Here is a 12,766-nt window from a genome sequence, read left to right on the forward strand (position 1 = left end):
GAATCGCAGATGTCCCCCTACATTGGCGCATGCGGTCGTCCTTCGGGATGTCCGTCAAACGCAATATTCCGTCGGATGATCGGCGTACTGGGCTATGTCTCGATTTAGCCTCGAAGCGGTCGGCTGTCGTAGATCAGATGGCGGGGCCAATGGCAGAAGATCGAGAGCAAGTAATGGGCGCGGAACTATCAACGATTCGCCACGGTCGGCCGTCGTCCCGGCTGATCGGGGGCCTGATACTTGCGGTGATCCTCATCGCACCCGCCAAAGCCCAATATATCGGCCGCGAGCAGGACATCACCGATCTCCGACTCGGACAACGCGTGATGGTCGATGACGGAACTTGCCCGGCGGGTCAGGTCAAAGAGGTGTCCGGCGCCAAGATGACGTCGGCCGGTGTCGAACGAGCGAGGCAGTGCATCCCGCGTTTCGGACCCAAGAGATAGCCTCGCCAGAGTGCCTCGCTCCGCGCGCAGCAGCGATCGCGGCTATTTGGCAGGATCGAACATGCACTGAAGAACGGGCTTGGCGATCTTGGTAAAGGTTGGCCCGATTTCCGATCGCTTCGCCGGGGGGACCCAATCGGTCTCGATAGTCGGAACACCGGTTTCGCTGATGCCGCGCAACAAGGCTTCGCGCAGGTCGTTGTCCTCAACGAGGGCTGCAGCGTGGTCGTGAAGACACGAACACACTTCCTCCGGGTGCGCCCACCGGCCCAGCATGTGCGGCGCACATTGGCGCACGAAATCTCCCGGGGGATCCGGCAGTTTCGCGCTCGGACGCGCGTGGACCGAAGGCTGAAGGCTGAAGCAGACGGCGAGGGCCGCAAGACCAAGACGGAGCAGCATGGTGAGCCGTTGTTCCTCAGGTTCTTTCAGGGGCGACATGCGATGGCAAGTGGGCTGATCTGACCGTCCGACCGCCTCCCTCTGCCCTCAACCGGGTATCACCACTGAGGTGGATAACCGTCGCGGGTTTCGTCAGTTCTGCGCGACAAGCGGAAAATGGTTTCATCCCCGACAGAATTGTTTCATCCCCAAGCTTCCGACGAAACAAACCCAGGTCCTTGAGCTTTCAAATGCTTACGTCCGGATCTTAACCTCGGAACTCAGTCCGCCGAGCCCCGCTCCATTGCGAAGCATCCGCGCCCTCTCATTGAATGCTCTCTTATTGAATATAGTCGCCACACTTCTGAACCACGCCGTTATCGGCATTGCCCCAGGGCATGATCGGTACAGTGGACGTGGAGTTCTTCGGCGATCCCTCGATCAGCTTGTCCGAGTAGACCATATAGACCAGCGTGTTGCGCTTGGCGTCGCAGCCGCGAACGATCTGCATCTTTTTAAAGAAGAGCGAGCGGCGCTGACGGAACATATCATCGGCCTGCTCAAGCTTGCGCTTGAACTTGATTGGGCCAATCTGCCGGCAAGCCAATGAAATGTCTGACACCTGCTCGGCCAGCCCGAGCCAGCCCGTATAACCGCCCTTTTCCGGCACGGTAAAGTGACAGGCCACGCCGTCCACCTCCGGATCGTCGACCCCATAGGTCGCGAGCTTGTCGTTGGGGCTGAGCAGCTTGAAGACGGTGGAGCGACGGAAGATGAGATCGGGCTCGTCGGCTGCCGAGGCGGATAGGATGGGTGAGAATAGTCCCACAAGCAGCAGCAAAGTGAGGCTTTTCAGTCCCCGATTACGCAGATCGACGGAGCCAAACGTCATCTTAATCTCCCATTTTAGGCGACGCCAAGGCGCCACCCGACTTCCGCCCATGTAGGAACACAAAAGGCTGTGAGGAAGGGATCCGACAGCGCCTGATCGCGAGCTCGTTTAACGTGATGTGAGGCTTTTTTGCTACGCTGACGCCGAATCGCAGAGGGTAGAAGCCCCAAGCTGGTGAACGTGGACTCCCGTCCGCGACACTAAGACACCATATGGTTGTTGAGGATCCGTGAGAATGCTCTGCGTTCGTTCGGCCATCAGGCGCAGGTTTTATTGTGCTGCAGTGATTTCAGCATCAGTTGCGATCACTGCCAGCTCACAGGCCAACGCTGCGGGTTTTTCCTACTGGACGGATTCCGATTCCAGTTTCTACCGCCCGGCGCCGCTGATCATTCACCGGTCGCCGGTCAGAGCGCGCCACCATCAGGCCAAGCCCGCGGTCGTAGAGAAGGATGCAGCCAAGCCGCAAGGTCCCCTCATCGTCGCGATCTCGATCAACAAGCAGCAGGTCAAAATCTACGACAGCAACGGGTTGTTCGCCGAGGCACCGGTCTCCACCGGCATGAAAGGTCACCCCACCCCGACTGGGGTATTCAGTATCATCCAGAAGCAGAAATACCATCGGTCCAATATCTATAGCGGCGCGCCGATGCCCTTCATGCAGCGCATCACGTGGTCGGGTGTCGCGCTGCACGCCGGCGTGTTGCCGGGATACCCGGCCTCCCATGGCTGCATCCGCATACCTCCAGCCTTCGCCGTGAAGATGTACGGCTGGACCAGAATCGGCGCCCGGGTGTTGGTGACCTCCGGTGAGGTCGAGCCGTCGAATTTCACCCATCCGCTGCTCGCAGCGTTGAAAGCGCCGCAGCCAAGCGCGTCGGCTCAGCCGGACACCAATGCTCCGGCCGCTCCGAAAGCCGACAAGGGCGCCGCCCTGAGCCCGCCCGTGACCGTGGGCAGTGACATCGATCTGCGCTCCACGATCGGTCATGATAATGGCGCCAAATCCACGGACGCAGCAGTGCTGCTGCGCGGGCAGACCCGCACGGCTGATGCGGGCAGTTTGAACACGCCAGCCACCGTGACCGACGTCTCCGCCGTGCAAGTCACGCCGCATCCGGCTTCCGTGACGAGCACGACGGCAGGCGAGGCTGCGCTCGACGCCCCGAGCCGGCCGACAAGCGCCGCGCCCGCCGCCGCTCAAACGTCGCCGAGCGGAATCGACGCAGGAACGGGAGACATCCCGACCAAGCCGGGTGTCGCCACGATGGCGCAGACCGGTACGGTGCAGGAGAACAGGCTGGTCAACGAGACGGCCAAACGCGATGATCCCGAGGCCGTCGGCCAGACTGCCGAGAAGCCTGCTGATGCGGCCGCGACGAAAGATCCGACGACAAGTGCTGTACAGCAGGCGGTCTCAGGCGGACAGCCCGAAGCCCAACCAATCGATAAATCCACCGAGCCCGCCGGGACGACCGCGGACAGCCCAGCGAAGCCAGCCGACAAGGATCAGACCCGGGTGTCCGAAGGCGACAAGCCGCTCCCGGTCAAGCCCGAGTTGAAGCGCAACAGCGCGATTGCAATCTTCATCAGCCGGAAAGATTCCAAGCTCTACGTCCGGCAGAATTTTTCGCCGGTATTCAAGGTTGAGGTCACGATCGCGCCAAGTGATCGGCCGCTTGGCACTCATGTGTTCACGGCCTCGACCGACAAGGCTGACGCCGACGTCATGCATTGGTCGGTGGTGTCGCTTCCGGTCTCTCCGCGCAGTATGGCGCGCAATGACGATGGCGGGCAGACGCGCCACGGCAAGAAGCGCGGCGAAATACCGCTCGAAGCCAAAGACGCCTCGCAGCCGGACAGCCCGGCCGAGGCTCTCGACCGCATCGCCATTCCCGCTGACGTCCTGGCCTGGCTCGGCGCAGCGCTGTCGAACGGCAGCTCGCTGATCGTGTCCGACCAGGGCATCAACCAGGGCGAGACAGGAGAGGGCACCGAATTTATCCTCTCGTTGCGCTGACCGCCTTTGTCCTTTCCTGACGTGAGCCAGCTGGGTTAAGTGCGCGGCATGACCGAGCTCGCCGCCCCTGCTCGCCTGGGCACGCCGCAATCTGACGGCGCGCAAAACGCACTCGACCGCCTGACGTCGCTCGGCTGGCGCGGGGGCTTGGCCGCCATTCTGGGCGGCCTCGTACTCTCCTTCCTCCTATTCGGATTTGCCGTCGTCTACTTCCGCAACGCGGATATGGACTTCATGGTGATCTACAACGCGCTGGTCATGAACGATGGCAAGCCGCAGGCGTTTTTCGATCACCCGGCCTACCTCACCATTATCGGCGTGAAGTCCTGGTTTCGACTTCTGCACGCGACTGGCCTGCTCGATGCCTGGACCTTATCCGCCATTCCACCCGCGTCCGATGCGGCAGCATTTGACGCCGCGATGACGCACGCCGTTCGTGCCGGCCGAATGTTTGCACTTCTGATTGCGCTCGGCTGCGTGGTGGTCTTCGCATTCCTCATTCGCCGCATCGTCCGGGATTGGCGGGTGGCGCTGCTCGCCACCATGGCTTTCGCGCTCTCCGGCGGGATCGCGGTGCATTCGCGTATCCTCCGCAGCGAACTGATCGCGGCCATGCCCGTGATATCAGCGTTGATGATCCTCATCGTGGTGAGCCGCCGCGGCTGCACCGCGCGCCCGCTGGCCTTGGCGCTCGCATCGGCTTTGTGCGTGATCGGGCTCGAGAACAAGGTACAGGCCATCCTGTTGATCGGCGCCCTCCCCGTTCTGATCCTGCCGTTCGGCAGTGGCGCCGGCGGCAGCGCCCAATTCTGGAACCGCAACTCCGGATGGATCGCCGTCATCGCGGCAACGATCGCCGCCGCAGTCGCAACCTGGATGGCTTGGCCGCTGCTCGTCGTCGGATTCGATCGCGCCCTGCTCGACGCCACGCAGCTTCGTCCCATCCTGTTCAACGGCTTCGGTTACTATCAAGCTGCGCTTTTGCTTTTCGTTCTGAGTTGCATAATCATCTACGCCCGGATCTGGCGCACCAGCGCCGCTGAGACCACGGCGGCGATCGCAGCCGTGGTCGCCGGGGCGGCGCTGGCACTGCTGTTGCTCGACCGGGACTATGACAGCGGAAATGTCGTTGCCGTCCTCAATCCGCTGGAGAAGATGTTGAGCTTCGCCGACGCCAGCACCTCCGACGCTGCGCACGCCTCGAGCCCAGGCGCCGCATTGTTGTTGCTGCTGCAAGGCCTGGGATCAGTGCTGGCTCGCTATACTTTTGTGCTCCATTCCTCGGCTCGGCCGACCGTGTTCCTGACCTGGCTGATCGTTCCGGGTCTCGTGGTGGCATGGCGCCGCGGCGAGCGGGTCGTGGCCCTGCAAGCGCTCCTGCTCTTGCTCGCTGCCGTCGCGATCGACACGCTCGGTGTCCGCCGCGGCCTGAAAACGGAATATTTCATTTTCACCGACCCCCTGATCGTCCTCGCCGGCGCGCTCCTGCTCGACCGCCTGACGGACCTCGGCCAGTACCGCTTCGCCACAGCGATCGGCTATACGCTGGTCGCACTTCACATCGTGATCGGACAGGCCGAGCCGGTGAAATATGCGACCAGGCGGACCGGTCCTGAATCTGTCTGCGAATGGCGCGGCTACTACCTGCCCCTGCTCCAGCTGCCCTGGTGTTCGCCCTCGAAGAGCTGATCGGTTGGAACCAACGCACATTTATTTTACCGGGGGCCATAAACCACACTTCCGAAGAATGCTGCGGATGACGGCAATTTGGGCGTGTTTCGCTGATCGTTTCCTTTGCCGCCGCTCGAAGGTCTGGGCTAATATCCTCAACCGGATGGGGCCTGGATGAAACCCCGGCACGGGTACCGTGCAGCGCGGACAATTCGAGGGAACAAAATGCGTGTTGCAGCAGGACTGATCGTCGCAGGTTCCTTGGCAGTGTCGATGCTTGCCTCTGGAACGGCATGGGCCCAGGCGCAGAGGACAGCTGCAGCTGCCCCCGCTCCTGCAGCGCCAGCAGCGCAGCCCGCTGCGCAACAACAGCCGCCCCGTCCGCCTTGCATGAATCCGGATGCGCTGGGCGTCGGCCGCACGGTCGAGATCGATACCACCGGGGGGCCCGGCTTCGGCTTCGAGCACTTCAAGGAACTGGATTTCCTCCGCGACCACGAGGTGGTGCTCACCTTCGATGACGGTCCGTGGCCGGAGAACACCCCCGCTGTCCTGAAGGCGCTGGCTGATCAGTGCACGACCGGCATCTTCTTCTCGATCGGCAAGCACGCGACCTATTATCCGGAGATCCTCAAGCAAGTGTACAATGCCGGGCATACGATCGGCACCCACACTTGGTCGCATGCAACGCTCACCAACAAGAAGCTGACGGAGGACCAGCGCAAGGAGGAAATCGAGAAGGGCATCAGCGCGGTGAAATGGGCCCTTGGCGGTGTTTCGCCAGCGCCGTTCTTCCGTTTCCCGGCCCTGCAGCACCCGCCGGAGATCGTGACCTACCTCGGCACCCGCAACATCGGCATTTTCTCCTGCGACCTCGATTCCTTCGACTTCAAGGCGCGCAACGCCCAGCAGGTCATCGACGTCACCTTCAAGAAGCTAGACAAGCTCGGCAAGGGCATCATCCTGATGCACGACTTCCACAAGCACACCGCCGAAGCGCTTCCCGAGTTGCTGCGCCGGCTCAAGGCTGAAGGCTACAAGGTCGTCGCGATGCGCGCCAAGGCACCGGTGCAGTCGCTGCCGCAGTATGACGAGGAACTGCTGAAGGATGCGAAGCTGCCGACGGTGAGCCAGCGTCCGGTGTCGAGCGTCGTGACCACGGTCTCGGAATAACGCGGTCGCGTTGCATCGCTCGTGGCTGCGCTCCGGATCGAGGGCTATGTCATCGTCTCGGCCGAAGGCATGCTTGCGGACGCCCGCAATGTCATGCCCGACGCTTTGAAGTTCGAGGGCGATGCCAAGTTCTTCTCCGCCGCCCTCGACCGTGCCGATCTGATCGTGCACGGCCGCAATTCCTACGAAGACCAGCCGAACTCGCCGAAGCGCAAACGTATCGTCCTGACCCGCGGCGTCAAAGCGCTGGCGACGGATCCCGCCAATCCCAAGGCGACCTTGTGGAACCCCGCCGGCGCTTCGTTCGAAGGCGCTTGTGCGGCCGCCGGCATCGAGAGCGGCACGGTGGCGATCATCGGCGGCCCCGGCGTGTTCGCCATGTTCCTGGACCGCTACGACACCTTTTATCTCTCGCAGGCCCCGCATGTGCGCCTGCCGGGCGGCGAGCCCTGCTTCCCCGAGGTGACTGCCGAGTGCTCGCCGCAGCGGGTGCTGGCGGACCATGGCCTGCAACCCGGCACGACCACGATGCTCGACCCGGCCTTCGATGTCGAAGTCACCGCCTGGGAGCGCCGCCGCTAGGCCATGGCCGTGCGGACATTGAAGAGGAGCCTACGCGTCAAATGTCTCCATAGGCCGTCTCGGCCGGCTTTGCCGGTCCGCGGCCATAGCCGAAGATCATGAAGAGTGCGCCGATGATCGAAAGATTCTTCAGCGCGTCGATCAGGGTTTTCGCGTTGTCGGGCGGCGTCTGGTTCCAGAAATCGTGGAAGTAATAGATCGTCGCACCCACGAAGATGATCATCAGCAGCGAGAACAGCCGCGGCAGGAAATTGATCGCGATCATCAGCCCCGCAACGATCTCGAACACGCCGACCCCGATCGCCAGCATCTGCGCCGTCGGCATCTTGGTCATCGCCTCGAGCTGTGCGGTGTAGGGCGCCACGATCTCCGGGAGCGTCACCTTGCTGGCGATGAAATCGGCCGTCGCCTGAATGCCGAACAGCTTGGTCGCGCCCGTGTAGATAAACAGCACGGCGAACAGAACGCGCCCGAACGTAATGAATGCTGGCATGCTTGGCCTCACAGTGAGCTTGTTTGGCGGGGAACCGGCGAAAGTATGGAGCTTCTCCTCGATCCTTTCAAACAATCAAATCGCGGGCGGAATACGGCCGAACTCGGACGAATTCCGCCACACGCCGGTCAAATCACGCAAACAGCGTCGGCTGCGCCCGCCCGGCCCGCTCCTGAGCCTCGACGGCCGCCACCGCCGTCATGTTGAGGATGCCGCGCGCGGTCACCGACGGCGTCAGAATATGCGCCGGCCGCGCCGGGCCGATCAGGATCGGGCCGACTGGAACCGCGTCCGCGAGCACCTTGATCATCTGATAGGCGACGTTGGCGGCATCCAGGTTCGGCATGATCAGCACATTCGCCACGCCGTCGAGATCGGAATGCGGCAGGATCAGCTTGCGCGCCGTCGCCGACAGCGCAGTGTCGCCCTGCATCTCGCCGTCCGCCTCCAGGTCTGGCCGATGCTGTTTCAAGAGCGCGGTCGCCTGCCGCATCTTGCGCGATGATTCGGTGTCGTAGCCGCCGAAATCGGAATGCGACACGAAGGCGATCTTCGGCTTGATGTTGAAGCGCGTGACGTGATTGGCCGCGAGCGAAGCCATTTCCGCCAGTTCCTCGGCGGTCGGGTTCGGCCGCACCTGGGTGTCGGCGATGAAATAGGCGCCCTTGCTGGTGATGGTCAAAGCCAGCGCCGCGAAATCGCTCACCCCCGGCATGAAGCCGATGATCTCGCGCACATGACGCAGATGGCTCATATAGCGGCCCTCGACGCCGCAGATCATCGCGTCCGCCTCGCCCCGGATCACCGCAAGCGCCGCGATCACGGTCGCGTTGGTGCGCACCACCGTGCGCGCCGCGTCCGGCGTCACGCCGCGACGGCCGGCGACGTCGATATAGGTCTGCACATAGGAGCGATAGCGCGGATCATCCTCAGGATTGATGAGATCGAAATCCTTGCCCGCCTTGATCGACAGGCCGAAACGGTTGATGCGCGCCTCGACCACCGAGGGGCGTCCGACCAGGATCGGCCGCGCCAGCTTCTCCTCGAGCACGACCTGCGTCGCCCGCAGCACGCGCTCGTCCTCGCCCTCGGCGTAAATCACCCGCACCGGCTGGGTCTTCGCCTTGGCGAAGACCGGCTTCATGATCAGGCCGGAGCGGAAGGCAAAGCGCTCGAGCAGCGCGGTGTATTCGTCGAAATTCTTGATCGGCCGGGTGGCGACGCCCGAGTCCATCGCGGCTTTCGCGACGGCAGGAGCGATGCGCAGGATGAGGCGCGGATCGAACGGCGACGGGATCAGCGAGCCCGGGCCAAACCCTTGCGTCTCCCCGTTGTCGAAGCCGCGCGAGACGGCATCCGACGGCGGGTCCTGCGCGAGCTGGGCAATCGCGTCCACCGCGGCCTGCTTCATCGCCTCGTTGATCGCGGTGGCGCCAACATCGAGCGCGCCGCGGAAGATGAAGGGAAAGCAGAGGACGTTGTTGACCTGGTTCGGGAAGTCGGAACGCCCGGTGCAGATCATCGCGTCTGGCCGCGCGGCGCGTGCCTCCTCCGGCATGATCTCGGGGTTCGGATTGGCGAGCGCCATCACCAGCGGCTTGTCGGCCATCTGCTTGACCATGTCAGGCTTCAGAACGCCGCCGGCGGAGACGCCGAGGAAGATGTCGGCGCCGCCGATCACTTCGCTGAGCGTGCGCTTGTCGGTCTTCTGCGCGTAGACCGCCTTCCAGGGGTCCATCAGCGTGTTGCGGCCCTCATGCACGACGCCGTCGATGTCGGTGACCCAGATGTTCTTGCGCTGCGCGCCCATCGAGACCAGGAGATTGAGACAGGCGATCGCGGCAGCACCCGCGCCCGAGGTGACGATCTTGACCTCCGAGAGCTTCTTGCCGGCGAGCGAGAGCGCGTTCTTGATCGCCGCGCCCACGATGATCGCGGTGCCGTGCTGGTCGTCATGAAAGACCGGGATCTTCATGCGCTCCTTCAGGCGCGCCTCGATCTCGAAGCATTCCGGGCCTTTGATGTCCTCCAGATTGATGCCGCCGAAGGTCGGCTCCAGCGCCGCCACCGTCTCGACCACGCGATCGATGGTGTCGGCATTGATCTCGATGTCGAACACGTCGATGCCGGCGAATTTCTTGAACAGCACCGCCTTGCCTTCCATCACCGGCTTGGAGGCCAGCGGGCCGATATTGCCGAGGCCGAGCACCGCGGTGCCGTTGGAGACCACCGCGACCAGGTTGGCGCGGGTGGTCAGCGTGGCCGCCTCCGCCGGATTGTTGGCGATCTCGGTGCAGGCCGCGGCCACGCCCGGCGTATAGGCCAGCGCCAGGTCGCGCTGGTTCGCAAGCGGCTTGGAGGCCTGGATCTCCAGCTTGCCCGGGCGAGGCAGCCGATGGTACGCCAGTGCTGCGGAATGGAGATCTTCAGAATAGGACGACATAGGTGCTCCAGCGTTTCCGGCCCGGACTGTTGCTTTCGTGAACCTGGTTCAGGAGGGCGTTTTTCCGGCAAATGGGAAACGCATGTGAAGCACGCGAAACAGCTTTCGTGCAACATCCGAAACCATGCCGATCAACAGGCGGGGGCGGCAAATTCTCAAGGCTACAGAAGGACATCCCTACCCGATCCATTCTGCCAAGACTATGACCATTGCTTTGACCATTGCCTAAACCGTGAGCGGGGCATCGAATGAAACGGATTCTGGCGGGCATTCTCGCTGCGGTTGCAATTGCAGTCGCGGGCTTTTTCGGCTTTGGCTGGTACGCTCAGCATCGCGCCACCGCGGAGGTCGACGCGGCGTTCGACCAGATTCGCGCCGGCGGCGGCAAGGCCAGTCACGGCAAGGTCGCGTTCGACTGGCGGGCGCGGACGCTGGCGATCGCAGACATCACCACGGAGACGGCGAGCGATCCGCCCGTGCGGGTGAAGATCGGAAGCCTGACGGCGGCAGATGTGAGCCAGCCTGACGCCGCCAGTGTCGCCGCGGCCAGCATCGAGCTGAAAGACCTCGAGCTCGGCGCTCAGCTCCCGGCCCCCTCGGCGGCACAAATCACCTACAAGGTACCCGAGCTGCTCTTGAAGGATTACTCCGGCCCGACGCACCTGCAGCGGCCGCCGGCGGGCACGTCGATCCTCGATGTCTATCGCGCCGTGCTCGAACAGTTCGTCGCCCTCAGCGCCTCCTCCGCCTCCATCCCTCGCGTCGACGCCACCATCGTGTCGGGCCCCGGGACGACCGACGTCAGCTATACCGGGCTGACGATCGAGGGCATCAAGAACGGCCGGATCGCGCGCCAGAAGATCGAGAAGGTGACGTTCACGGCCAGCCTGCCCCAGCCGGACGGCAAGACCGACACGACGCCAGGCAAGATGCGCGGCCACATTGCCGATATCGCCCAGATCGACTTCGATGCGAATGTGGCCCTCGCGGCGCTGGACCCTGACAAGGCCAATGACGACCACATCTACCCCGTCTCGGGTCGGGTCTCGACCGGCGCCTATGAGATCGCCACCGACCAGGGCATCCGGATGCGGATCGAGGGGATCAGCGCGGAAGCCATGAGCTTGCGGCCTGCGAAACTGCAATTGCCCGCGCTCCTCACGGCGCTTCCGCCGGCTGGGGCGCAGCCGACTCCCGAACAGGCCCGCGAGTTGCTGACGAAAGTTGCGGGCATCTATGACGGTCTTCAGATCGATCGGGTCGAACTGCGCGGCCTCTCGGCCGAGACCCCGGAAGGTCCGGTCAAGCTCGCCACCGTCAGCCTCGACCTGCGGGACGGCAAGGCCGATATCGCCGCCGAGGGGCTGGATGCCCGATCGCCGCAGGGACCCGTCAAGCTCGGACGCTTCGCGCTGAAAGCGTTCGACGTCGCGGGGATGATGCGGCTCAGCGCGCAATTCGCCGATAAATCCGTGCCGCAACAGCGCGGCGCGGCCTTGGCGATGCTGAAACTCGTCGAAGGCATCGAGCTGAAGGGGCTCGAAGCCCCGTTCAAGTCCAGCAAGAAGCAGGTCCGGATCGATAATGTCGCGCTGAACTGGGGCCAGTTCATAGGGCCGTTCCCGACCCAGGCCCACCTGACGGCCAAGCTGGCGGGGCCGATCGATCCGTCCAATCCGGCCCTGCTGCCGCTGCTCGCAGCCGGCATCGACCAACTGGCGCTGGATGCCGATCTCGGCGCCGCCTGGACCGAGACTTCCAGCAGCTTTGCGCTCTCGCCGGTGAAGCTCGATCTCGCCAACCTGCTCGGCGCCTCCGCGAACCTGTCGCTCGCGCATGTGCCGCGCGGGCTGTTCACGCCAGATCCGCAGGCCGCGGCTGCGATGGCCGCGCAGATCGAGGCCAATGGGCTCGAGCTGTCGTTGCGCGATCTCGGTGCGATCGATCTTCTGGTCGCGCAATATGCGCGCACGCACACGATGACGCGAGAGGATGCCAGACAAGCCCTGGTTGCCAGCTTCAAGGACAGCAGCCAACAATTTGCCGTCGACAACCCTGACGTCGCGGCCGCCGTGGAGGCCATCAGCCGCTTCATCGAGACGCCGCGCCAGACGCTGACGCTCAAGCTGACGCCGCGCGCCAAGGTGCCGGCGCTGCAGCTGGTCCAGTTGCTGAAAACCGATCCGTCGATGGCGCTCACGCAGTTCAAGATCGAGGCCTCGACGGGGCTGTGAGACCAATGAAACACATCTCTCGTACCGAGGTGAAATGACGGATTGAGAGCGAGCGAACTCGGTCATCGCTTGAATGCCTTCGTGACGCGGCGCTCGATCGAGCGTCGCCAAGAGAAGTGAGCTGACGCGCTGACGCCGTCCCGCGGCGCAATCACACCCGGGTTGTGCGTGTCAGGTCGCCCCTTCGAAAGCGAAGAGAGCGCAGGGAATGCCGGGTGAAGGCCTCACCCATGGCCCGCCTGCAACGAGAAAAGCAGGCGGCAGTTACCACAGGTGCAGCCGATCAACCGGCATTCCCTGCGCGATGGTTTTAACGGCTGCTTCGCGATCTCCCTGGTGCGCCGGGCTTGTTGGCCACCATGTGCGACGACGCGTGAAACGCGTTGCGCAGGGCATCAGCGTCGGGATGCCAGGACCACGCGACTTGACCG

General features: G+C 63.5%; 10 protein-coding genes. 6 read left to right on the top strand and 4 right to left on the bottom strand.

The features are described 5' to 3' along the window. Positions 1–173: 173 nt before the first annotated feature. Positions 174–446, top strand: coding sequence for a DUF6719 family protein (locus tag QX034_RS31700; protein ID WP_315729504.1), 273 nt, complete (start codon positions 174–176; stop codon positions 444–446). A gap of 42 nt (positions 447–488) precedes the next feature. Here QX034_RS31700 and QX034_RS31705 read toward each other — a convergent pair whose 3' ends face one another. Both QX034_RS31705 and QX034_RS31710 read right to left on the bottom strand, forming a co-directional pair. Next, positions 489–848 (bottom strand): hypothetical protein, encoded by a 360-nt coding sequence (locus tag QX034_RS31705; RefSeq protein WP_315703567.1) that lies wholly within the window; start codon positions 846–848, stop codon positions 489–491. Between the two features lie 319 nt (positions 849–1,167). Further along, entirely contained in the window at positions 1,168–1,719 is a 552-nt protein-coding gene (locus QX034_RS31710) for a CreA family protein (protein ID WP_315703566.1), read from the bottom strand. 235 nt (positions 1,720–1,954) lie between these two features. Here QX034_RS31710 and QX034_RS31715 point away from each other — a divergent pair, with 235 nt between their 5' ends. From QX034_RS31715 to QX034_RS31730, 4 genes are all read left to right on the top strand, one after another. Then, positions 1,955–3,739 carry a L,D-transpeptidase family protein gene (locus QX034_RS31715; protein ID WP_315703565.1) on the top strand — a complete coding sequence of 595 codons (1,785 nt, stop codon included), beginning with the start codon at positions 1,955–1,957 and terminating at the stop codon, positions 3,737–3,739. A 48-nt stretch (positions 3,740–3,787) separates the two neighbouring features. After that, a complete protein-coding gene (locus QX034_RS31720) occupies positions 3,788–5,428 on the top strand; it encodes a hypothetical protein (RefSeq protein ID WP_315703564.1) in 1,641 nt (546 codons plus the stop codon). A 207-nt stretch (positions 5,429–5,635) separates the two neighbouring features. Continuing rightward, positions 5,636–6,583, top strand: a complete 948-nt coding sequence (locus QX034_RS31725; protein ID WP_315703563.1) for a polysaccharide deacetylase family protein — start codon at positions 5,636–5,638, stop codon at positions 6,581–6,583. Between the two features lie 21 nt (positions 6,584–6,604). Beyond that, positions 6,605–7,165, top strand: a complete 561-nt coding sequence (locus QX034_RS31730) for a dihydrofolate reductase family protein (protein ID WP_315703562.1) — start codon at positions 6,605–6,607, stop codon at positions 7,163–7,165. A 37-nt stretch (positions 7,166–7,202) separates the two neighbouring features. Here the strand turns inward: QX034_RS31730 and QX034_RS31735 are convergent, their stop codons facing one another. Both QX034_RS31735 and QX034_RS31740 read right to left on the bottom strand, forming a co-directional pair. Next, on the bottom strand, positions 7,203–7,658 hold the full coding sequence (locus QX034_RS31735; protein WP_315703561.1) for a DoxX family protein: 456 nt from the start codon (positions 7,656–7,658) through the stop codon (positions 7,203–7,205). Positions 7,659–7,791: 133 nt separating this feature from the next. Further along, positions 7,792–10,101: an NADP-dependent malic enzyme gene (locus QX034_RS31740; RefSeq protein ID WP_315703560.1), complete on the bottom strand. Its 2,310-nt coding sequence runs from the start codon at positions 10,099–10,101 to the stop codon at positions 7,792–7,794. 248 nt (positions 10,102–10,349) lie between these two features. On the opposite strand from QX034_RS31740, the gene QX034_RS31745 reads away from it, so the two are divergent. Beyond that, positions 10,350–12,335, top strand: coding sequence for a hypothetical protein (locus QX034_RS31745; RefSeq protein ID WP_315703559.1), 1,986 nt, complete (start codon positions 10,350–10,352; stop codon positions 12,333–12,335). The last annotated feature ends 431 nt before the right edge of the window (positions 12,336–12,766 follow it).

The sequence above is a fragment of the Bradyrhizobium sp. SZCCHNR3119 genome, assembly GCF_032487775.1.
In the GTDB taxonomy this organism is placed as follows: domain Bacteria; phylum Pseudomonadota; class Alphaproteobacteria; order Rhizobiales; family Xanthobacteraceae; genus Bradyrhizobium.